Annotated in this window: 24 protein-coding genes, 1 tRNA gene and 1 pseudogene; 15 read left to right on the top strand and 11 right to left on the bottom strand. The window is 57.6% G+C overall.

Translation table 11 applies throughout. The annotated features are described in order from the left end of the window. Positions 1-94 precede the first annotated feature (94 nt). From PCAL_RS02230 to PCAL_RS02215, 4 genes are all read right to left on the bottom strand, one after another. Positions 95-451: a helix-turn-helix domain-containing protein gene (locus tag PCAL_RS02230; protein ID WP_011849103.1), complete on the bottom strand. Its 357-nt coding sequence runs from the start codon at positions 449-451 to the stop codon at positions 95-97. A gap of 40 nt (positions 452-491) precedes the next feature. Next, on the bottom strand, positions 492-1,676 hold the full coding sequence (locus PCAL_RS02225; protein WP_011849102.1) for an RAD55 family ATPase: 1,185 nt from the start codon (positions 1,674-1,676) through the stop codon (positions 492-494). Further along, a complete protein-coding gene (locus PCAL_RS02220) occupies positions 1,660-1,953 on the bottom strand; it encodes a hypothetical protein (protein WP_193322827.1) in 294 nt (97 codons plus the stop codon). The genes PCAL_RS02225 and PCAL_RS02220 overlap by 17 nt, the downstream gene beginning before the upstream one ends. A gap of 636 nt (positions 1,954-2,589) precedes the next feature. Continuing rightward, positions 2,590-4,221 (bottom strand): hypothetical protein, encoded by a 1,632-nt coding sequence (locus PCAL_RS02215; protein WP_011849100.1) that lies wholly within the window; start codon positions 4,219-4,221, stop codon positions 2,590-2,592. 257 nt (positions 4,222-4,478) lie between these two features. Between PCAL_RS02215 and PCAL_RS02210 the strand changes: the two genes are divergently transcribed. Further along, positions 4,479-4,700, top strand: a complete 222-nt coding sequence (locus tag PCAL_RS02210; RefSeq protein ID WP_193322826.1) for a hypothetical protein — start codon at positions 4,479-4,481, stop codon at positions 4,698-4,700. Between the two features lie 7 nt (positions 4,701-4,707). On the opposite strand, the gene PCAL_RS02205 is transcribed toward PCAL_RS02210, so the two are convergent. Beyond that, positions 4,708-4,875: a hypothetical protein gene (locus PCAL_RS02205; protein ID WP_193322825.1), complete on the bottom strand. Its 168-nt coding sequence runs from the start codon at positions 4,873-4,875 to the stop codon at positions 4,708-4,710. A gap of 250 nt (positions 4,876-5,125) precedes the next feature. Here PCAL_RS02205 and PCAL_RS02200 point away from each other — a divergent pair, with 250 nt between their 5' ends. From PCAL_RS02200 to PCAL_RS02190, 3 genes are all read left to right on the top strand, one after another. Next, entirely contained in the window at positions 5,126-5,521 is a 396-nt protein-coding gene (locus PCAL_RS02200; RefSeq protein WP_011849098.1) for a hypothetical protein, read from the top strand. Between the two features lie 74 nt (positions 5,522-5,595). Further along, a complete protein-coding gene (locus PCAL_RS02195; RefSeq protein WP_193322824.1) occupies positions 5,596-5,763 on the top strand; it encodes a hypothetical protein in 168 nt (55 codons plus the stop codon). 75 nt (positions 5,764-5,838) lie between these two features. After that, complete coding sequence (locus tag PCAL_RS02190) at positions 5,839-6,846, top strand: RAD55 family ATPase (RefSeq protein ID WP_011849097.1); 1,008 nt, start codon at positions 5,839-5,841, stop codon at positions 6,844-6,846. Here PCAL_RS02190 and PCAL_RS02185 read toward each other — a convergent pair. Then, complete coding sequence (locus PCAL_RS02185; protein ID WP_193322823.1) at positions 6,843-6,986, bottom strand: hypothetical protein; 144 nt, start codon at positions 6,984-6,986, stop codon at positions 6,843-6,845. The genes PCAL_RS02190 and PCAL_RS02185 overlap by 4 nt on opposite strands. Before the next feature lie 114 nt (positions 6,987-7,100). Here PCAL_RS02185 and PCAL_RS02180 point away from each other — a divergent pair, with 114 nt between their 5' ends. Continuing rightward, positions 7,101-7,973 carry a TatD family hydrolase gene (locus PCAL_RS02180; RefSeq protein ID WP_011849096.1) on the top strand — a complete coding sequence of 291 codons (873 nt, stop codon included), beginning with the start codon at positions 7,101-7,103 and terminating at the stop codon, positions 7,971-7,973. Positions 7,974-8,323: 350 nt separating this feature from the next. Here the strand turns inward: PCAL_RS02180 and PCAL_RS02175 are convergent, their stop codons facing one another. Continuing rightward, positions 8,324-9,538: a DegT/DnrJ/EryC1/StrS family aminotransferase gene (locus PCAL_RS02175; RefSeq protein ID WP_011849095.1), complete on the bottom strand. Its 1,215-nt coding sequence runs from the start codon at positions 9,536-9,538 to the stop codon at positions 8,324-8,326. Between the two features lie 30 nt (positions 9,539-9,568). Between PCAL_RS02175 and PCAL_RS02170 the strand changes: the two genes are divergently transcribed. Together PCAL_RS02170 and PCAL_RS02165 are read left to right on the top strand one after the other, a co-directional pair. Beyond that, positions 9,569-9,988, top strand: a complete 420-nt coding sequence (locus PCAL_RS02170; protein WP_193322821.1) for a hypothetical protein — start codon at positions 9,569-9,571, stop codon at positions 9,986-9,988. A gap of 30 nt (positions 9,989-10,018) precedes the next feature. After that, positions 10,019-11,266, top strand: coding sequence for a VWA domain-containing protein (locus tag PCAL_RS02165; RefSeq protein WP_011849093.1), 1,248 nt, complete (start codon positions 10,019-10,021; stop codon positions 11,264-11,266). On the opposite strand, the gene PCAL_RS02160 is transcribed toward PCAL_RS02165, so the two are convergent. The 4 genes and pseudogenes from PCAL_RS02160 to PCAL_RS02145 form a co-directional block, all read right to left on the bottom strand. Then, positions 11,224-11,784, bottom strand: a complete 561-nt coding sequence (locus PCAL_RS02160; protein WP_011849092.1) for a flavin reductase family protein — start codon at positions 11,782-11,784, stop codon at positions 11,224-11,226. The two genes, PCAL_RS02165 and PCAL_RS02160, sit on opposite strands and share 43 nt — an antisense overlap. Positions 11,785-11,884: 100 nt before the next feature. Then, positions 11,885-12,311 (bottom strand): annotated as a pseudogene (locus tag PCAL_RS02155) (PaREP1 family protein). 27 nt (positions 12,312-12,338) lie between these two features. Continuing rightward, the gene (locus PCAL_RS02150) at positions 12,339-12,551 is read right to left on the bottom strand and encodes a sulfurtransferase TusA family protein (RefSeq protein ID WP_011849091.1); all 213 of its coding nucleotides are present in this window, start codon (positions 12,549-12,551) and stop codon (positions 12,339-12,341) included. Positions 12,552-12,574: 23 nt separating this feature from the next. Further along, complete coding sequence (locus tag PCAL_RS02145; RefSeq protein WP_193322971.1) at positions 12,575-12,961, bottom strand: metal-sulfur cluster assembly factor; 387 nt, start codon at positions 12,959-12,961, stop codon at positions 12,575-12,577. Between the two features lie 89 nt (positions 12,962-13,050). Between PCAL_RS02145 and PCAL_RS02140 the strand changes: the two genes are divergently transcribed. The 8 genes from PCAL_RS02140 to PCAL_RS02105 all read left to right on the top strand — a co-directional run bounded on the left by PCAL_RS02140 (position 13,051) and on the right by PCAL_RS02105 (position 20,326). Continuing rightward, positions 13,051-13,458 carry a hypothetical protein gene (locus tag PCAL_RS02140; RefSeq protein ID WP_193322820.1) on the top strand — a complete coding sequence of 136 codons (408 nt, stop codon included), beginning with the start codon at positions 13,051-13,053 and terminating at the stop codon, positions 13,456-13,458. A 217-nt stretch (positions 13,459-13,675) separates the two neighbouring features. Next, on the top strand, positions 13,676-13,879 hold the full coding sequence (locus tag PCAL_RS02135) for a hypothetical protein (RefSeq protein ID WP_193322819.1): 204 nt from the start codon (positions 13,676-13,678) through the stop codon (positions 13,877-13,879). Beyond that, on the top strand, positions 13,876-17,403 hold the full coding sequence (locus tag PCAL_RS02130) for a molybdopterin-dependent oxidoreductase (protein ID WP_011849088.1): 3,528 nt from the start codon (positions 13,876-13,878) through the stop codon (positions 17,401-17,403). The genes PCAL_RS02135 and PCAL_RS02130 overlap by 4 nt, the downstream gene beginning before the upstream one ends. A 2-nt stretch (positions 17,404-17,405) precedes the next feature. Beyond that, entirely contained in the window at positions 17,406-18,233 is an 828-nt protein-coding gene (locus PCAL_RS02125; protein ID WP_011849087.1) for a 4Fe-4S dicluster domain-containing protein, read from the top strand. Positions 18,234-18,263: 30 nt separating this feature from the next. After that, positions 18,264-18,983 carry a cytochrome b/b6 domain-containing protein gene (locus PCAL_RS02120; protein WP_011849086.1) on the top strand — a complete coding sequence of 240 codons (720 nt, stop codon included), beginning with the start codon at positions 18,264-18,266 and terminating at the stop codon, positions 18,981-18,983. Then, complete coding sequence (locus PCAL_RS02115) at positions 18,967-19,554, top strand: formate dehydrogenase accessory protein FdhE domain-containing protein (RefSeq protein ID WP_011849085.1); 588 nt, start codon at positions 18,967-18,969, stop codon at positions 19,552-19,554. Before PCAL_RS02120 ends, PCAL_RS02115 begins: the two co-directional genes overlap by 17 nt. Beyond that, the gene (locus PCAL_RS02110; RefSeq protein WP_011849084.1) at positions 19,529-20,218 is read left to right on the top strand and encodes a formate dehydrogenase accessory sulfurtransferase FdhD; all 690 of its coding nucleotides are present in this window, start codon (positions 19,529-19,531) and stop codon (positions 20,216-20,218) included. The genes PCAL_RS02115 and PCAL_RS02110 overlap by 26 nt, the downstream gene beginning before the upstream one ends. A 23-nt stretch (positions 20,219-20,241) precedes the next feature. Continuing rightward, positions 20,242-20,326: transfer RNA gene (locus PCAL_RS02105), tRNA-Leu, on the top strand. Positions 20,327-20,332 lie beyond the last annotated feature (6 nt).

The following is a 20,332-nucleotide window of genomic DNA, read 5'->3' as shown; positions in this document are numbered from 1 at the left end:
CGCCTGGGGGACACAACGCCGCAGAGCGCGCCTAGTGTCACGAGGTGGCTGGCGGAAGTGAGAAGCCGTGGGGCCGGCTCTTACGCCGAGGCCCTCAGGGCCTTGTAATCAGGCGCTTGAGGATTTCGGCTATGTGAGGCGCCTTCTTCTCCAGAAGCTCGATCGCCTCTTGGAGAGACATGTCCGGCCTCACCCCGTAGGCCCTCAGCGTCAGGGCCAGCTCCTCCAAGGCGTCGGCCACCTTGATAGTCCTCGCCACGTCGGCGGTCTTAAGGGCCACGTACCGCCTCTTCCCAACCCTAATAGTCTCCACAAGGCCCTCCCTCTCCAAGGTGAAGATGTGCCACTGCACCGCCCCGTAGGAGAGCCCCAGGGCCTTGGCGAGGCGGTAGACAGGGACGGGGCCCTCCCGCCTAAGAATCTCCAATATTGCCTTCCTCGGATCTTCCACAGTGTGGATAGGGGACCTATTTATTTTACTATCGCTTAAACTACCCCAGGTAGAAGCGGCCGTCCCGCTCCACCACCCTGAGCTCTCTCACAGGCCACCCAAGCGCCGACTTGACCACCACGGCGCGGTCGGGGTAGTACCTCCACGCAGTGTTAAACATGCCCAAAAGCGCCCGCGTGGGCTCCACTCCCCTAAACGTGGCCAAGACGGCGGAGTCGGGGAGGAAGGTCTGGAAGAAGTCCATGACGTACCCCACCCTCCTCGCGCCGTAGCGGGCCAACACCTCCTCAAGGCCGTACAACGCAACCACAGACACATCCCCCACCTTGTCCAACGCCTCGTGGAGAGCCGCATCGTCGTCAAGCACGGCGGCGGGCACCACCACCTCCTCCACGCTACAGCCCACCTGCCTAGCCAAAGAGCCCATAAGCGGGTACGTCGACACCACGCCCACCCTCGACTCGTCTAAGTAGTCGCAGAGGAAGGCAGCCGCCAAGCGGAGAGGCGTCGGGTGATCCTCGAGAAACACCCCAACCCTGCTCCCAGCCAGCAACCCCGGCCGCGTGTAGGCGGGAGCCCGGCCCACAAGCGCCTTCACCACCTCCTCAGAAAACGTGGCCCTTCTGCCAGAAGGCGTTGCGGCCAGCTTGCCCCCCAGCGAGCCCTGAGACCACCTCCTAAGGAGGTGCACCCCCCTCCGCGAGATAGTGAAAAAGTACTCGGCGCCGCGGCTCGGGCTAAGCCTAGTCTTCACCACCCGGAGAAGCCTATAGCGGGCCCCCCTGTGGAAGACCTGCCTAACCTCCACCAACGAGTCGGCGTAGTAGGCGAAGTGGGACCCCCCGACAGACTCCTCGCCGATGGCTATAACAGGCCCCCTAAAGATGCGGTATATAGAGGCGGCCGCCTCCCTAGACTGAGGAAGGGCGTTGATTCCATCCAAGATGGCCACGTCAGGCTTCACCTCCACGTACTTAGAAACCAACGTGCTGTACAACACATCTGCGTCAGAGACAGCGAAGAAGTCCAACACCGTCAGCCTCCCCACGTCGAGGCCCAGCGCCCTCGCCTTAGACACCACCGCCTCCCCAGTCTCGTAGAACCCCGCGTAGAGGACACGGTCCCCCAAGCGAAAGGCCGCATAGAGGGCAAGCGACGTCTTCCCAGCGCCAGGCGGGCCGTACAGGAGAGAAAAGCCCTCAAAAAACTCAAAGCCGCTCCACATGGCTCACAAACCTAGCCCACCCCTCCTCCCCCCTCAACGCCTCCCAAGCCACAGACGCGTCGACCCCAAGCTTTCTCACATACTCGACGAAGAGCGCCGCTATGAGCTCCGCGTTGTGGCCACCCATCTCCTCAGCCACGTACTTGGTCAAAAGCCACGGCTTAGAAAAGACGTCAGAAAGCGACACGCCACGCCGCCTCAGCCTATACTCAATCACCACCCTCAGCGGCATCCCCAGCGAGTAGTAGAAATCCCGAAACACCTGGTACGCGTCCACAAACCCCCAAACCGCCACCCTTAAAAACCTTACTATACACCCCACCGACACCACTGGAGCGGGCAACCGGCGCATAGTTCAAATACCCGTGCCTACAGTTACTCGGTGATGTAGCTAGGCGCTGCGGAATATGAAGACCGCTCGAGAGGGCTGATACATAATCTTCAATATACCAAAAAGTATAAAAACATGGGGCGCAGTTGAGGTCGGCTAGCTGGACGGCAACGCGTCGTGGGCTGGCCTAGGCGCCGCGCCGGGGCTTTATGGAGTTATATAGCAAGCGTATGCCGAGGCAGTTGCCCACCTTGGCGCCCCTCTGCCCGCTGAGCCGTCTGTCTCAGCGACTGCGTTAGTTTTCTGCTTACCAGGTTGTCCAAATCCTACAAGTACCCGACGTACTTACACAGCTCTCCGCTCTAGAGACAGAGGTCTCTCACCCCGTTTACAAAAGGCGTTTGCAACTTGTTAATGTGGGCGTTGTTTGTCCGCTGGGGTTAGAATTTCTGACTCGTCGGTTTCGGCCGCGGTGAAACTGAAAAGTTGCAGGAATTTGTTACGTAGCCTTACCTGTTGCACCAAGCTTACTTGTTGAGAGTTAAAACTCCTATAGCGGATACTTAAAGGGGCGACAAAAACTTACGCTTTTTTCGCCCTCCCGATTAATACTCCCACCGCCAAAGCCGCGACTGCCACTGCGGCTAAAAGCGCCGCGTCTGTCTCTCTAACGACAAGTCTCTCAGTCGTAGTTTGAGTGACTGTGGTGGGAACGGTGACGACCGTGGGCGAAGTGACGACGATGGGAGACGTCATAGTCACTTCCTTGGTTGTGGTGATGGGGAGTGTAGCAGTGGTGGTGACAAGTATCGTCACATACGCTGTGGACGTTGTAGTTACAGTGGCTGTCTGACCCTCTGCTCTTTCTACGGCGGCGGATAGCGCCTCTACTCGTGAGAGGATGTCGTTGGAGTATTGTAGCTTGCTATATTCGGCGGTTATGTTGTTGAAGTTGAGCATATATTCGGTGTTTGGAACTAGCTGAATCTTATAGCGGAGCGTTATCTCCTCCTCGCCGCCAGTTAACCTATACGACTCAGGGCCCAGGGGGGTTATCTTAAGCGAAATGGGGACTCCTTTAGACTCTAGGTCTGTTAAACTGAGAGGCGGCAGGCCCTTGACCACGTAGTATATTGCAAAAAACTCGTCGATATTTGAAAAGACTAAGTAGCGGTTTGGCCCAGCCGGTATGGTGCCATATGTCTGTTGAAGGCCAAGAGCTAGGAAGAGGGCAACGCCGCCGCTTCCGCTTTCGCTTGCATAAGCTCTAACTCCCCCGTGGAGAACAAGGTAGCTACTAAGGTCGCTGCATTTTTGGCATAACGACTCAGGCATAAAAGGCTTTGACCAAGGAAGTTGACACAACAACTGGCACACGCGCTTTATGAGCTGGATGAGTCTTCCGAGCTCTTCACGGTTTACACGAATATTAAACTCGGTTAGGTATTCCTCTCCAACTTTTAACACGTGCGGCGCTTTTACTTTGACTATACCAATCCCTTTAACATACTTCTCCTCTACAACATCGGCTACTCTAACAACTACGACATTGCTATCCGCAGATTGTGCACACACTTGTCTCTCGACCATTCCACAGTCGCCATACACCCTAACTCTGCCGCAAGTGCCTTGTGGAAAGTCGTATGGCCCAAAGTCCACTCTCAGCGTTGTACATGCCGTTGCGAAGGGTTGTTCCACCTCCTTTTCCACATACATACCGCCGATGTCCAACGCGACTCTCATGCGTTGCGAGGGAGACTTGACGTAGACTCTCACTCTCCACCCGCCCAGCTCCCCGCCCCTCTCCACCTCCACTTTGTCAATCTCTGGGCACTTATACGCCATAGTGCACACGGCGTTAACGCCGTATATGTCCACGCTCTGCACCCACACCCACCGGCCTTGCTGGTTTGTCCACAGTGGGAATCCAAGGGCCTCGTACTCAGGCTTTAGCTCAATGACAAAGGTGCAGGGGCCGGAGCCCGTGGGATAGCACCAGTCCAACGCCTTCCACTCCCCCTTTACTAATGCCCATGCGCCAAGTGCCAACTGCCCGCTGGCTGAGGCATTTATGAGAGCTGTAGCTCTATACGCTGAACATGTTGAGTTTAGCAGACAGGGTAAGGGCTCTACTTTAAGCTTGAGAATCTCCGCGAGGGGCTGAGCCGCCACAAGCAACGTGGCGAGAAGCAACACCGCCAGCCACTTCGCCATATGACATTTTAGCCCCATTTTTTAAAAATTGACGTGAAGTAAGGAGTCGTCTTTGCAATTATTGTAGCAGTCGTACTGTTTTTCTCGTTTTTCTCCGCCATTGGTGGACGTGGTGGCGGAGGTGGGGGAGGTGTGTGGTGGCCTTCTCCCGCTTGCACCCCCAGCGTGCACGTCTATGCGGTGAATGCAAGGGTCTACCCACGGGGGCGTTACGACTCATACTTCTAGCCGAGGGCGGATCCCGCGTCATCGTAGATTTGTCTATTAGGGACGAGCCCCTGCCCCGCAATAACGACGTAAGAGTCGTCTTGTGGTCCCCCTCTGGCAACGTAATAGCGGACGTAGTGGCCAGGGGTCACTACCTCTACGAGTTTTACGCATATGAGAGTGGGACATACTACCTACGCCTAGACAACACGCGCTCCGTGGTCACGGCCAAGGTTGTCGCAGACAAAGTGAGAGTTGAAAAGAGCTTTTAACACGTCGCTAGGGCTTACATGAAGTGCTACCCGCGGTGTATACGGCGTAGAGACCCAAGATGATAAATGGGAGACCTAGTACCCAATCAAGCCCATGCCCCCAGCCTACAAGAACAACGCCGACAAGGAGCACTATGATTCCTAGAATAAGTAAAAGCGCGGTGACCTGCGACACAATGATATTACTACAACGCCTTAAAAATCTTGCCATAACCTGAGAATTTGATACTTGTATACAGTTAACTATCTGGCGTACCTTACTACGTGCTTTACCGCATTTGTTATCTGCGTAAGCGCCGCAAAGGCCGGTCGTCGAGCTGGCTTTGACGGTGCCGGTCTTTGTCCAGACTTCAAGGCTGGAGATTGCCCTCGGCGATTTACAGAACTTCTTTGAGGATTACTCTTAACAAGCTCACGTCTAGGCTTTGGAGCTGTACCATGCCGAGATAAGGCTTCTGCATAGGAGAGTTATAGCAGAGCACCCAGAGCACGTAAGAGAGATCGCCCTCGGCGGCCTCAAGTCCGACGGGTCGTATAGCGAAAATGCCTACGCCAAGTTTGTCTACGACTTCCTTGGCCTAAAGTTGGAGGACCCCCAGCGCTACATCGCATCGGCCAAGCTCTGGAAGATGCCTGATGTGAAAGTGGTCGTGGAGGACTCCCTACAGTACAACTTTGTAAAATTCGTTCACTACCTCAACAAGCTGACGGAGTTCATCTTGGGAAAGGCGCGTGGTGTAAGCATAGAGCTACCTCAAGCGGCGGAGGCATGCTCGGCATGGAGCCGTCGACGAGATGTATGCGTGCACTTTCTATGCTGAGTATGTCCCACTTCGCCGTAAGGACAAAGGAGAGGTGAAGGGCGGCGGGCAGGATATACGGTGACTGTTGGGTAATGATTGTAAGCAAGGCCGCTGAAGTCATCGCCAGGGCCATAAACGCCATATACGGCGAAAGGGGCGTAGAGAGGAAAGTGAAAGTGAGACACAACAAAGGCAAGCCCTACATCAGGCTCGCCAACGTTGACCTAGAGCTGTTAGGCTTGATACAACGCGAATACTAGTAGCATCCTCGGGCTGAGGCGTTACACCCACCGTGCTACACCAAAAAGAATAAAAAGCGAGAGGAGAGAAGGGGCGTGAGCGAGCTGGCTGAGGTGGTGCGCGAAGGGCTTACCCTTATCTACGGCCCTCCCGGTGCCGGGAAGACCTCCATAGCGATGAGACTTGCCGACACTGTGGGCAACAGGGTGATGTGGATATCCACGACTGAGGGGCCCAACTTTCTAACCCTCGCGGCGAAGCGGGTGGGGGCCAGCCCGGAAAAGTTCGCCTTCTTGGACTTCCCCAGGGCCTTTAGGGAGGACATTGCCAAGTATGTGCTGGAACACGCCCACGAGTACGACGCCGTGGTCGTCGACTCAGTGAACGGCCTGGCCTCCTCTATTCCCTCGCTGGAGAAGCTGGCCCACTCTGTCTTCTACCAAATCTCGAGGGACCGGCCGGTCATCCTCGTGGCTGAGGAGGAGCCCCGAAACTTACACTACATAGCGGACCACGTAGTCCACGTGTGGTATAAGATAAACAGCGTAGGACATTTAATCCGCTATTTCCAGCTGGAGAAGTCCCGGAAGAGACCCCCTGGCCCCCGCTACATATTTGACATAGTAGAAGGTGAGGGGATAATATACATAACAATGGCTGGCACCCGCGGACACCAGGAAATCATCATAGACGACAAGCTTGGAGTTGAGGTCCCTCTAAAAAGCACGATTTGTTTAGGAGCACCTAGTGTGAAAAAAGTGGTGAAGATTCTATCAAATATCAAAGATGAGGCTATTTTCCTACAGATAGGTCCGTGGACCTCGTACAGGGGTCTAGAAATTAAAAGCGACCAAGAAGTAGTTGTATCAACATTTCACACATTCTTCGAGTTATGGAATAGACTGGAACGGAGAGAACTACCTAATGTGAGGTACCTAGTGGTAAGCGGTCTCCTCAACCTCAGCGAAGATGAGATTTATGACTATTTTTACATCCTCTATGCATTTCAAGATTATGTTGACTTCTTAGTTATTGTGAATATTGGCTCTTCTGAAGAGCTGGAAAAATTAGAGAAGTATTGCGCTGAAAGTGTACGGTTTTAGAGTTTCTCGAATTTTGTATTACCGTCGTTTAATGGTAATACACCTGTTAATGCAAGTACTATTAGGGCTCCAGCTATGGCTAGCTTGGCGAATTTCACGACTGTCATGTATGTTTCGTATTTCTTTACTACCTTGAGCATGTCAAATGCGTCTTGTACCTTTCTCGTGGATAAACCTTGACATGTATTTAACGTTTTAATTTAGTATAGAAAGGGGGGTGCACCAGATCTTTTTTATTGGGGGTCTTTCTTTCCGTGGTCTTTGATAACCATGCTCATGCGAATGAGGTGGCGGGGCTTGGGGCTGTGGAGGTGGTTAGGCGGTTTAAGGCGGCTGGTGGGATTGGCATTGTGTTTGTGTCTTTGTTGACTTGGTCTATTGGGGGGCGGCCTGGGGATAGGGATTGGGTTGCTAGACTGTACGACCACACGGTGGGGAATGTGGGGGTGGCTAGGGGGGCTGGGCTTGTTTCTGGGGCTGTTGTGGGGGTCCACCCGGCGGAGTGTGTGAGGCTTTTGGAGGCTGGGTGGGGGGCGGGGGAGGTGGAGGAGTTTATGCGGTGGGCTGTGGACCTGGCGGCGAGGTATGTGGAAGAGGGGAGGGCGGTTGGGCTGGGGGAGTTTGGGCGGCCTCACTGGCCTGTGGAGAGGGGGGTCGTGGAGCTGTGTAACAGGGTCCTCCTCTATGTGTTGGAGCGGGCGCGGGACGTGGGCGCGGTTGTTCACCTACACTTGGAGCGTAGTGGCGCGGCGACTGTGGCCTCGGTGGCTGAGCTGGTCAAGAGGGCGGGGACGAGGCCGGAGCGGGTAGTCATGCACCACATCGAGGGGGCCTTGGCGGGCTATGCGTGGTCTAGGGGCCTCTCCCCTTCTGTCCCCTTGGGGAGGAGGGGCGAGTTTGAGGAGGCGCTGAGGGCTGGCCCCGTCTTTGTGGTGGAGAGCGACTACATTGACGATAGGTCGAGGCCTGGCGCCGTGATCCCCCCGTGGACTCTCGTGTCGAAGCTTAGGCAGTATGTACAACGCGGCGTTCTCTCGGTGGATGATTTGTACAAGATCTCCGTGGAGAACGTGAGGCGTATATACGGAGACCGCCTGCCCTTGGACAACGTGGAGATAAAGATCTGACCCCGCCGCGCCGGGCTTGCGCTGGGGTTTCTCATAAGTTACGAGCGTGGTTGCTGGCCGAGCGCTCTGTAGGGCGTTACTGCTCCGCAGATATTCATGTGGAGTAAACTTGGGCCTCATATCAGGGCTATGGGACTCCTCGTGCCGCATCCCATGACCTTACTTCTCCTGGGGCAGAGCCGTGTAGATGCGCCAGGGGTACAAACAAGTAGCCATTTTCCACATATGCTAGGACCCCCTGCCGCTTGTTCAAATTCAACCCGTGAATCCCCCGCTCTACTAAAACTCTCTTACGCTGGCCTGGGGCCAATTTACATAGTCCTCCACTGGGCTTCAATAGTGTGAGATAGCTATCTCCGCACGGCGTTGAGGACTTTTTTGATGGCGGTGGCGGTGTCTGCGGCGTCTTGTTCTGTGAGGTTTGGCATTACGAGGAGTGTGGCTACTCTCTCGGCGGCCCACTCGGCGTTTGGCAGCGGCTCGTACTGGGCCTTGCCTTTGTAGTAGGGGCAGGTCCAGGGGCATCCCAGGCCGTGTCCCTCGCGGCGTTGGAAGAGGGGGGTTTTGTAGAGGGGGGTTGGGTAGGCGACGTAGATGTTTCCCACGCCCTCTGCCCTTATGGCCTCTACGACCCAGTCCCTTGGCTTGCGGAGCTTTTCCATGGCGAGGAGTATTTGGACTAGGTGCCAGGCGTGCTTCATGTACGGCTTGGGCTTGGGTATTGTCAGCAGGTCGCCCTCCAGCGGCGCCAGCTCGTCGAGTAGGGCCTTGACGTAGGCCTCGCGCCTCTTCTGCATTTCTGGCAGTTGTTTGAGCTGGTGGTAGGCTATGGCGCCTTGGATCTCTGTCATGCGGTAGTTGTAGCCGAGTATTTCGTAGCTGTACTTTCCCACCTCTCCGTGGGCCCTTATCAGCTTGGCCCTCTCCGCGTAGGCTGTCACGTCGGTTGCGACGGCGCCTCCCTCGCCTGAGGTTATGTGCTTGGTGGCGTATAGGCTGAAGGTGGAGATGTGGCCTATGGCCCCCACCTTGCGGCCGCGGTACTCTGCGCCGAGGGCCTGCGCCGTGTCTTCTACTACTTTTACCCCGTACCTCTCGGCGATTTTCATGAGCTGGTCCATCTCCGCGGGCATGCCGGCGAGGTGTACCACCACTATGGCCTTTGTCCTCTCGGTTATCTTCTCCTCCACTGAGGCGGGGTCTAGGTTGAGGGTTTCTCTGTCTATGTCGGCGAATATGGGGACGGCGTTTGCGTGTAATATGGCGGTGGCCGACGCGGCGAAGGTGAAGGGGGTCGTTATAACCTCGTCCCCTGGCCCCACGCCGATTGCCTTGAGGGCGACGTGTAGCGCAGTGGTGCCGTTGGAGACGGCGGCCACGTGTCTCACTCCCAAGTAGGCGGCTAGCTCTGCCTCAAAGGCCTTTACCCACTTGCCGTGCTGTGCTGTGAGGACGCCCGACTTGAGAATCTCGGCGATTGCCTGCACCAGCTCCTCGCTGTAAACCACGGGTTTTGCCACAATGGGTTCTCTGCGGACGGGCGCTCCTCCCTCTATTGCGAGCATGGCTTATAAAAACGGCCCTTTTTAAAAGCTGTGAGAAATGTCTATGCGACATATGCAACGTATTGGGGGGCCGTGCTTGTGGCGTCTGCCCTCGCCGCGGCTGGGCGACCCCTGTTGCCTCCCGAGGCGGTCGCCTCTCCGCCCCCCGACTACTTAGACCGCCTAGCCTCTGCGGCCGTGGACGTGGCGCTTGTCGCCGCGCTGTCTTACCCAGCCCTCTTTTTCCTAGCCGCGGGGTACGGCGTGTTGACGCCGGCGGTCGCCGGGGCCCACGGCCTGTCCTACGCCTTGCTCTTCGTGGGGGTTGTGCATGTGGTGTTGTTCTTCTATGCCCAGCTGGCGAAGTACCACCCACTGGCGCGGCGCCTCGCCGGAGGCAGAGTGGAGTGGGGCAAGTACCTCCTCTGGCTGGCCCTCTCCCTATCTCTCGTGGGAGTTTTGGCGTTGTAACTCTTATATCCACCACCTCACCTGGGCGGCGTGGGCCTGCTTCTCAACGTGGACTACGGGGACTCCCTCTCTCTGGCGCGGGGGCGCGACGTCTTGAGGCGGGCCGGGGTCAAGGCGGTGGGGGTGGAGGAGGCCGTGGACGCGTACTACTTGCACTACAGGAGGCCCATCTTTGGGGGGCGGGCGGGGAACGAGGTCTGGGCGAGGTTTGTCCGCCTCTACGTAAATTCGTCTTACTACTCGGCGGTTGCCCCCCTCTGTAGGCTCAACCACAGGGCCTCTCGGGAGGCCGCCGTGAGGCTTCTAAGGGCATTTGAGTCGTACCTCCTCTCGCTTGAGAGGAGGGGCAGGGCGTGGTTTGGGAGAGGGAGCCAGGAGGCGTGGGTTGAGGCCATGCGGCAACTGAGGAGGCTCTTCGGCGACCCAGCCGACGTGTCTGAGCTACACCGTGTCTTTAAAAAGCTGGGCGAGGTGTTGGGCAGGGGGAGGAGGGGCGACCCCGCCTCCCTTGCCCTCTCCACCGCCTCCGACCCCAGGAGGGCCCGCCTGGCCTCCCTTCTCGCGAAGGCCGTGGACCTCTCCGCTCTCTTGGGAGACCCTCTGGGCGACGTGGGGAGGGTGGAGGGGCCTGGGGCAGAGTTTGAGGTGGCTCACGGCTCTTTTGCCAGAGTTAAGAGGGCTGTGGCATACGCCAGGGCCCTCTTCGTGGGGGCGCTCCCCGTGTTTCTCCACAAGGCCGCCTCTTCTACTTTGCCCGTGAGGAGGCCCAGGGCGAGGGGGGACAGCGGCGTATTCCTCTTAGTGGACAAGTCTGGCTCTATGTACAGCGCGGTGGGGGGCGTGGAGAAGATCGCCCTCGCCACTGCCTTCGCCTTGGCTGTGCTTAAGCGGTACAAGAGGGCGAGGCTTCGGTTTTTCGACGTGGAGGTGCACAGAGTGGAGGAGCTCGGCGACTTGGTGGACGTCCTCTCTAGGGCGTGGGCGGGCGGGGGGACTGACATATCTAGGGCGGTGGAGGCCGCGGCTGAGGAGGCGGCGAGGGAGAGGTTGAGGGGGTACAGCCTTGTGGTGGTCACAGACGGGGAAGACGACGCCTTCTCCCCCGCGGCGGCTAGGGAGGCCAGGGCCGTCTTTAGAGAGGTCCTCTTCGTCGTCGTGGGGGAGAGGCGGCTAAGCGGGGTTAGGCAGGTGTTTCTGCGCCCTCCGCCTCTTGCAGCCGCCGCGCCGCAGGCGGCCTACGGCTTTTTGGCAAACACTGGGCGGGGGTCCACCTTGTAGAAGGCTCTCCCAGCCCCGTGGAGCGGTATATTCACCTTTTTGAAGTCGAAGCCCCACTGGTCCGCCACGCCCGCCGCGGCCCACGTGGCAACCACGCGGAATATGTACAACACTACCTCGCCCACCTCCACCTCCTTGTACACCTCGGCCTCGTAGACGGCGAGGGCCCCGGCCACCCTGGGCACGTCCACGTACTGCGAGGGCTCCAGCTTCACGGCCGCGGACTTGTCCATCTCTCGCCCACTGACGGAGCCCAGGCGGTATATCAAATCGGCGGCATCTATGGGCAACACGTTGAGAGTGGCCCTCTTGTGGTACTGGAGGCACTCGTGGGTGTAGGCCGACTTGTCCACCGCCACGGCCACCGTCGGCGGGTCCTCGCTCACGGGAGTATTCCACGAGGCCGGCATGAGGTTCACCCTGCCCCCAGGGCACTTAGACACAATCACCAGCGTCGGCCTAGGGTGCAACAGCCTGTAGAACTTTCCTTCGTATTTGACCAGACTGCCGGACTCCATGCATTAACAATACCCCGTATATAAAGGCGTTACCAGCGGGGCTTGCTAACGATGGGGCGCGGCTTAGAAGGCGCTAGGTGGCCTTCCAACGTCGCAGAGGTCAAACTAACGCCTTTAGTTTTTCCACCAGTTTGAGGACGGCCTCTCTGTGTAGGTCGAACTGCCTCTTCCCCATGAATTTGGGGTAGAAGTTTACGTGGAGCCGCTCCGCCATGCCGAACCATACCACGAGCTCCCTATCGCCAGTCTCCTCATACAGCTCGTCTATCAACACGGCGTAGTCTCTGTGAGTGTAGTGGGGGCGCCCTCTCTTCTCCGCCACTGCGTTTAAGAGAGCCGCCACGGCTCCCCAGTACCCCAGCCTGCAAGAGGTCGCCCCTCGCATAAAGCTCCTCGGCCTCAGCGAGGTACCTCACTGCCAATTCCACGTACACCTTAACCCTGTTGGGCGGGTCTAAACGCTCTGCCACGAGCTCGGCCAAGAAGAGCTCAACGTCTTTGTCTCCCGCGGCCTTCTTCAACGCCATGGCCGGGAAAGTCTCCAACGCCGTCCCCTATTTTTCAACTATTAATATGTAGGGTCCCTCCTCCGTTGCCTCTAAAATTTTCACCTCGTTGAGGGCCATGAGCCGCCTCAGCATCATGTAGCAGACGTAGTCGTCTGTGACAATCTTAAATCTGGCTCCCTGCGGCGCCGCGGCTAGTGCCGACGCTACGTTTTTCAACGGGTCGGGGCACTGCTGGCCGCTGACGTCGATTGTCTCCACGGCTCTGCCAAGTCCCGGGTTTATTAACTCTCCGCCTGTGCCTGGAGGTACTGTTCGACGATGTCGTAGCCGTATATGGCCTTGAACATCTCTCTGCCCTGGGGCGTCATCTGCGTGGGGTCCCACGGCCTCTCGAAGTCCACCTCAACCTCCACGTCCTCTGCCTCGGGGAGGACGGACTGCACGGCGTAGCCCACAGTCTCTGCCACGCTACCGGCCACTGGGCAGCCCACCGCCGTGAGAGTCATAACCACCTTGACCTTGCCGTCTTCCATAACCACCTTCCGGATGAGGCCTAGGTCGTACACGTTTATGGGAATCTCGGGGTCGTGCACCTCCCTCAAAACCTCTATAAGCTTCTTGACCTTGTCTGGCGGCAAATTTGTTTCAAAGACCGGCTTCTCTTCCATAGTCACTTCCATAGACACCACGTCGACATGGACTTATAAACTTGGACGCCGCGTGGGCCAATGTTAAATATCCATAATGATTAATCATTGTGGATAGGAGGTGGGCGGTGTTGAGGGCTGTTGTGGAGAAGTTTCCCGTGTCTAAGTACCAGCTCGCCAAGGGGCTTCCCCTGCCCACCTCAACTGTCTACTACGAGTTGGAACGGCTTGGGAGAGAGTTTTACGTGGCTGAGGAGGATGGGGTCGTTAGGCCTACTTTGAAGGGTTTTGTGAAGGGCGTGGAGCTGTTTGGATGCGACGTCGTTGCCCCAGCCTTTGGCAGATATTTAAGCGGCTTGGGCGTCGTGGGGCGGGGGGGGGGCGCTGTGCAAGTTTTTAACGGCGCTGGTCCCCAGCCTAGACGCGTTGAAAGACGACTTAGTTCACGCGGCCATGCTCCTCTTGGGGAGGCCAATTACCTTGAAGTCTGTGATTGGGTTAGACCCCGCCTTGGCTGAGCTTGTGGCGTCTATCTTCGCATCTCTTGCACCAATGGTCGCCTTCGGTGGGCACAAGGGGGTCGTTTTTGTAGACGAGGAAGGCCGTGCTTGGTTTTTGGGCTTCTGTGAAATCTGTGGAGGGCCCGTTCTTCAACAGTGCCCTCTGATCCAGTTTAAAAAGATTATTCAAGAAAGTCCCGAATAGGCCATTTAAAAGGCGATGTAGAGGGGACACATGGTAGATTTCAAGGCTGTGTATGAGAGCGTAGAGAAGCGGCGTAGGGAGTTTTTGGAGGTTTTTGAGCGGGAGCTTTCGCTTGTGGCTGAGAGCTACGGTGGGCTGTATAGCCTTATCGCCATGGAGGAGGACTTGACCTGCATGACGGCTAAGAAGGTGGGTGGGAAGAGGGATAAGAACTGGGGCGCGGCGCAGCTATGACGGTGCAGACCACTAGGCGCTCGTTTATAAAGATATCGGCATTGGCCGCGCTGGCGCTCGGCCTCCCTGCCTCGGCTCAGCAGGGCTTTACCGCGGCTAAGACGAGGTGGGCGCTTGGCGAAGTGGGGGGCAAGACCGGGCTTCAGCAAGCCAGGGTTATGCCCACGATATGTCCCTACTGCTCCATGGGGTGTTCCATTGACATGTATACGGATGGGCAGAGAGTTATCTGGTCTGCCGGCTCCACCGACTCGTATATCAACTGGGGGGCCTTGTGTCCAAAGGGCAAGGCGGCCTTCCAGCTCGTCAATAACCCACGCCGGCTTATGTATCCGCTTATTAGGACTGGGCCTAAGCCGCCCGTCGAGGAGATCCTAGCCGCCAAGACCTGGGACGAGCTCTTGGCCGTGTTGAAGAAGTACCCGCCGCAGTGGAGGCGGGCAAGCTGGGACGAGGCTCTATCATACATCGCCGGCAAGCTCGCCGGCATTTTAAACGCGTGGCGCACCTCCACGGGGGCGCCTAAGCAGTCCGACGGATTCTACTACGTGGGCGCCAAGAGCCCTGTCATGATAATAGGCTCCTCTATTCTGGTGAACGAGGAGGGTTACCTCTCAAGGAAGCTTGCCGCCTTCTTGGGCACCTCTAACACAGACTCGCAGTACCGCAAGTGCCACTCTTCCACTGTGAGCTCTCTCGCCGTTACCTACGGCTGGGGCGCCGAGACCGCGTCCATAGAGGACGTGGCCTTGGCCGACGTGGTGCTCTTCTTCTCAAGCCCCGCGGAGGCCCACCCGCTGTCCTTCTACTACTTTATGAAGGGGAAGAGGGAGCGCGACACCATCTTCATAACCTTTGACCCAAGGTACAGCAGGACGGCTGCGGCGAGCGACATATGGGTGCCGTTTAGGCCTGGCACAGACACCGCCATCTTCAACTACATCCTCCACTACGCGTTCTTTGAGAGAAACCCGCCCATTGACCAACTGCCGGAGTTCCAGCGCCTAATGGCGCGGTGGAATATCACCAACGACGACTTGGCAGACTTGAAGGAGATGTTAAAGGAATACGACGTAGACACAGCCTCGGCCATAACGGGCGTGCCGAAGGAGCTGTTGAGGACTGTGGCCCAGATATACGTGGAGAACAGCGGCGTAGTCACCGGCCACAAGAAGCATGGCATAGTACAGTGGGCCATGGGCTTTACTCAGCACACAAACGCCACAATCAACATCATAAGGGCGGCGGCCATTACGCAACTCCTCTTGGGCAACGTGGGGTACCCAGGCGGGGGGACTCACCCATTTAGAGGCCACAGCAATGTCCAAGGCGTCACAGACGTGCAAGGAGGAGGGCTAGGCGTCTTGCCCGGCTACCACTCCCCGCCCTCCAGCGCCTTTGACGTGAGGCTGTACCAAGACTGGAAGTTGCAGGGGATGCCAGACGCCTGGAACTGGGAGATCCCCCAGTGGGCGCAGGGCAAAGTCGCCACGAGCACACCCTCCAGGGGCAAGGCAGATTTGACCAAGGTGTTGCAAGTGTTCAACTTCTACGGCTGGCGCAGGCTTGAGCTTGTGTGGGGGGTCTTCTGCGGTACTGTTCCAGAGGACGACCCAGTAAACGGCGTGGTGGTGTGCGACTTGCCCTTCGGCACCGGCGCGTCGGAGGTCACGTTCCCGAGGAAAGCCCTCGCGGGCGATATAAGGGCTGCGTTTGTGTTCGGCGAGAACCCCGCCGTGTCTAATCCAAACGCCAAAGTGGTGATGGCGGGCTTGGCCAGCCTAGACCTCCTGGTCGTGAGCGACATATTTGAGACTGAGACGGCGTACTTCGCCGACGTCGTTCTACCGGCGGCGTCTTTCGCCGAGAAGGAGGGGACCAGGACCGACGGCAATAGGGTGATTCAGTGGACTTGGAGGGCAGTGGAGCCCGTGGGCGAGTCTAGGCCCGACTACTGGATAATGGCCCAGTTGTACAAGTATCTGAGGAGGGCCGGCGCCGTGGTTTTGCCCAGCGAGGCGGCTGGGGTCAAGAGCGAGCGCGTGAAGTTTAGGAAGAGGGGCCAGCTCATCTTCGTCTACGAGAGGCCGCTTAAGCCAGACCGCTCGTGGGACTACTCGGGAGGCTCCGGCGAGGCGGCTCCCATCTCCGAAATAGAGGCCGCGGCTAATCCGCGGATAATAAGCAAGGAGATAAACTACGCCGTCTTCATATACCAAGGCATATACGACCCCGTTAGAGACGAGTTTACCCCAATGCGGAGGAACAATAGGCTGAGGAAGCCCGGCGAGATCGATGGCACATTTAGCCAAGAGTTCAAGGTGTACAAGGACTGGGGCTGGTCTTGGCCCATGAACGTGCGCTTTATGTACAACTACGACTCGCTTCAGGCGGTGTTGGGCAAGGCCGACGTGGTGACGGCCGCGGGCAAGCAATGGACTGTGACGGGGGAGACGGGTGAAATTATCGACGAGTATACGGGCGAGTATAGGCCCGCCTTTGTGCCAGGCCACAACTTCTGGGCGCCCAGGAGCTTTAAGAGGAGGCTGAGCGGCGTCTCCGACCTCTTCGGTGGATTAGACATCATAGAGTTCATTAGGACCGGCCAACTTGTGATACCTGGGAAATTCGTAGTAGAGGACGGGGGGGAGGTTAAGGTGCTCGGCTTTGAGGAATTCGCCGCCGCGACCGGCATGAGGTATCTCTGGGCTAACGACGCTGTGTACTGGGACGAAGAGGCGCTGTCTATGAAGGCGGCGTTAAAGAGGCCCTTCTACTCCGGCGGGGGCTGGGCGCAATTTAAGCCTAACTACGAGAAAATGCGCCAGTTGCTACAACAGTACTACCAGCAGACCGGCGATTTGAGGACGGCCACGTTGAAGGTTATAGAGGAGATGGGCGGCTGGTATAAGGGGTACAACTTCCAGTGGCCTATACACACCGAGCCTGTGGAGAGCCCCCTGGTAGAGATGGCGCTTAAGTACCCCACACTCGCGTGGACAAATCCCTACAACTTGGACGTGTTGACTAACAAGCCGGCCGCAGTGAAGGACTTCCCCGTGGGCGTCGCGCTTGAGCCGAAGCAGCTGGAGGACTTGTTGAAGCAGTGGGGCGTGGCCGACGCCGTTATTGTGGCGATGACGTCTAATAGGCTCACAGAGACGTGGCACACGGGAGCCATGTCTCGCAACGTGCCTTACCTAGCCCAACTCGTCCCTGCGCCGTTTGTATATGTGCCGAGGGCCTTGGCCCAGAAGCTGGGCATCCAGAGCGGCGACTACGTGGAACTCTGGACTGCGAGGGGGATGTTGAAGATGGTGGCCTACGTCACCGATGGCGAGGCGTATCTAAACGTGAACGGCAAGACTGTCCCAGTGGTAAACGTACAGTGGAGCTTCAGCTTCATGGGCGACGTCACTGGGCCGCAGGGCAACTTCCTCACGCCTGACGTCGGCGACGTGGTTACAACGATTCAGGAATCTAAGGCGTGGCTTGGCGCAATAAGAAAGGCTAGGTCGGTGTAGCCATGTCGCCGGCAACCTCCCGCCAAGGCTACGCGGTATTGGTGGACTTAGACAAGTGTATTGGCTGTAGGGCGTGCCAGCTGGCGTGTAAAGACTGGAACGGGCTAACTGCCACAAAGACGGAGTTCAGCCCCACGCTTGCCCAGCCGCCGTCGCTGACTGCGCAAGACTGGAAGGTAGTCTTCTTCTACGAGGGGGTTGTGCAGAAGGGGTTGAAGACCCCCGCCGGCGAGGTGGTCTTCTCGCAGGTGGACATAGCGCCGTTGCCCTACAACTGTCTCCACTGTGTCGACGCTCCTTGTGCCAGGGCGTGTCCCGCAGGTGCCATTGTGACTACGCCAGAGGGAGCAGTGGTGATAAACAAGGACTTGTGCATCGGATGCGGCTATTGTGAAAATGCGTGTCCCTTCAACGTCCCCAAGAAGGGGCAGGACGGGAAGTACTACAAGTGCACCTTCTGCGTAGACAGAATTCAAAACGGCCGTGCCCCCGCCTGCGTCGAGGTCTGCCCCACCGGCGTCTTCACCTTTGGGCCCATAGAAGAGGTAACAAAGGCGGCGAGAGAGGAGCAGTCCAAGGGGAGGGTCGTGTACGGCCTCGACTTAGACCCCTACGTGGGCGGCCAAGTGAGGTGGGTATTCGTGGCGTCTAGGAGGAGCTTTGCAGTGGAGCAACACTTCCCCAAGGCCTCCACCGTGGTGTCGAATTCCATAAGGGAGTACCTGAGGCAGGCTGCTACCTATTTGGCGCCGGCGGCGGCCTTGGGGCTGACAATCCTCGGCCTAGCGGCTTGGCGCCAGTCTAGAGTGGAGAAGAAGCACGAAAGATAAGTTTTTAAACCTCTCCTCACTTTATTTAACATGTCTAGTGTAAAATATGAAGAAGTAGAGATTGCCTCTATAGGTTATAAAATAGCTCACAGTTTAAATCTTGTATTATTTACATTGTTAGCTATCACTGGAGTATTGTTGCTCTTTCCGGGGCTGTTTAACTGGTTGGCCTACGCCGTTGGGGCGCCGCTGGCCGCCGCCGTCGGCCTGCCTGCCACCTCTGTGGGCCTTGAGCTAGGCCGCACAAGCCACAGATTTCTCGGTATGCTGTGGGGCCTCTTCCTCATCGTCTATGGCATATACCTAGTGATGTTTAACAGAGTGCGGATTTTTGACGCGTTGAGGAAGCCCATTAGTCACCAGATTAGAGAGGCCTCAGCCCTTACTAAGCACTATCTCTTGGGCAAGCCGCTCCCAGAAGATGTGGCAAAGAACTTGGAAAGACACAACGTCCTTGTAGCTTACATGACCATACTCCTATTCATCGGAGTTGTCCTCCTCTCGGCGAGCGGGGTGTTAATGGTCTATAGAGACGTGCTTGGCCTCTCGTTAAACGACTTTAGGCTTCTCCTACTCATGCACGACTTGGGCTTCTACCTCTCGCTGATATTCGTCCTCTTGCACCTCTTTGCCTCTCTGCACCCCTCCAATAGGCCTCTACTAGTGGCTATGTTTGGATATGGCAAAGTGTCGCTTGAGTGGGTGCAGAAACACATGCCGAGGTTTTTAAGCCGTGTCCAAAGAGGTTGAGATAGTCTGCGGGGGGGACTCCCACTGTGTTGAGGAGGTGAGGCGGGCGGTTGAGGAAATCCGATCCCTTTTTTCAACGCCAATACCGGAGCCCCATCTCTCCTCTCTATCTCCCCCCCTCGTGGACCAAGTGGCCAACATGGCTGAGATTGTGGACGCGGTGGGGGATGAGGCCGCGGCAAGGCTGGTGGTGGCGTCTAGGCTTGCGAAGAGGTTTGCGCAGAGGTTCGCCGAGTGGAGCGGCGACAGGTGCCCCATCTGTGGAAGTGCCCCAAGGCTCTTCGTCGTGGTGCCCCGGCCCGGGGAGATTTTTGAGTCTAGGGAGAGGTACGCCAAGTGCGTCTGCGGCTTCTCGTGGCTACACGAGGGGTGGTGGCGTTGCCCCAACTGCGGCGCCGAGGGGCGTCAAAACTTCGACGTATATATAAGAGAGGGGCTGGAGGGGGCCGTGTTCTATAGGTGCAGGAGGTGCGGCTTCGCCTACGTGGAATACCAGGGCCTGCCCCGGGAGGACTTGGAATACCTCTTGAGAATTGTGGTGGGCCATGTGGCGGGAGGTCAACGGGATTAAGGTAGCCGTAGACGAGCTATACCAAGTGTTTGTAAACGGCGAGCTAGTTGCCACTGCTGTGGCAAGCCCCCAGGACTTAGACGAACTGGCGCTCGGCCTCCTCTACGCAGATGGGTACATAGACACTGTGGAGGAGGTGAGCGAGTTGAGAGTGGAGGGCCGCAAAATAATCGCCAGAATCAGGCGCCGGGCGTCGCCCTCGTTTAAGGCAGTGGAGGACTGCGACGTGGTAAAGGGCGGCCGCCGCGAGGTCCGGCTCGTGGAGGCCCGGCTGGATGTGGAGAAGCTGAGGGCGCTCGTGGCTGAGTTTGGGAAATTCACCATGCCCACTGCCGAGCCGAGCTTGGCCATGCACACCTCCGCCCTCTTGGATGAAAAGGGGTGGCTAGTGGTTCATGACGTGAGTAGGCACAGTTCCATGCTTAAGCTCGTGGGCAAGGCGCTTAAGGAGGGCAGGAGGGGGCCCTTGGTCTTCACCACCGGCAGAGCCTCGTCCGACTTGGTGGCAAGGGGCGCGGCCATCGGGGCCTCTATCATGGTAAGCATTAGAGGCCCACTAAACAGCGGCGTAGAGACCGCCTGCGCCCTGGGCGTAACGCTAGTGGCTAACGTGAGAGGAAGAGGACTGACACCCCTATGTAACCCATGGCGCCTTAAAATTTAAAACCCCGTGTGTATTCACTATCGGCGGGGGTGCCCGAGCCAGGTCAAAGGGGCAGGGTTTAGGTCCCTGTGGCGTAGGCCTGCGTGGGTTCAAATCCCACCCCCCGCATCTTGT

The organism is Pyrobaculum calidifontis JCM 11548 (genome assembly GCF_000015805.1).
Classification (GTDB): domain Archaea; phylum Thermoproteota; class Thermoprotei; order Thermoproteales; family Thermoproteaceae; genus Pyrobaculum; species Pyrobaculum calidifontis.
The sequence above is the reverse complement of the archived record's forward strand: the minus strand, read 5'-3'. Positions and strand labels throughout refer to the sequence as shown.

Excerpts from the sequence above, each read along its gene's own strand:
- PCAL_RS02225 (WP_011849102.1), bottom strand. The coding sequence starts at position 1,676 with ATGTGGAGCGGCTTTGAGTTTTTTGAGGGCTTTTCTCTCCTGTACGGC.
- PCAL_RS02215 (WP_011849100.1), bottom strand. The coding sequence starts at position 4,221 with ATGGCGAAGTGGCTGGCGGTGTTGCTTCTCGCCACGTTGCTTGTGGCG.
- PCAL_RS02195 (WP_193322824.1), top strand. The coding sequence starts at position 5,596 with ATGATTGTAAGCAAGGCCGCTGAAGTCATCGCCAGGGCCATAAACGCC.
- PCAL_RS02185 (WP_193322823.1), bottom strand. The coding sequence starts at position 6,986 with ATGCTCAAGGTAGTAAAGAAATACGAAACATACATGACAGTCGTGAAA.
- PCAL_RS02175 (WP_011849095.1), bottom strand. The coding sequence starts at position 9,538 with ATGCTCGCAATAGAGGGAGGAGCGCCCGTCCGCAGAGAACCCATTGTG.
- PCAL_RS02160 (WP_011849092.1), bottom strand. The coding sequence starts at position 11,784 with ATGGAGTCCGGCAGTCTGGTCAAATACGAAGGAAAGTTCTACAGGCTG.
- PCAL_RS02145 (WP_193322971.1), bottom strand. The coding sequence starts at position 12,961 with ATGGAAGAGAAGCCGGTCTTTGAAACAAATTTGCCGCCAGACAAGGTC.
- PCAL_RS02135 (WP_193322819.1), top strand. The coding sequence starts at position 13,676 with ATGGTAGATTTCAAGGCTGTGTATGAGAGCGTAGAGAAGCGGCGTAGG.
- PCAL_RS02130 (WP_011849088.1), top strand. The coding sequence starts at position 13,876 with ATGACGGTGCAGACCACTAGGCGCTCGTTTATAAAGATATCGGCATTG.
- PCAL_RS02125 (WP_011849087.1), top strand. The coding sequence starts at position 17,406 with ATGTCGCCGGCAACCTCCCGCCAAGGCTACGCGGTATTGGTGGACTTA.
- PCAL_RS02120 (WP_011849086.1), top strand. The coding sequence starts at position 18,264 with ATGTCTAGTGTAAAATATGAAGAAGTAGAGATTGCCTCTATAGGTTAT.
- PCAL_RS02110 (WP_011849084.1), top strand. The coding sequence starts at position 19,529 with ATGTGGCGGGAGGTCAACGGGATTAAGGTAGCCGTAGACGAGCTATAC.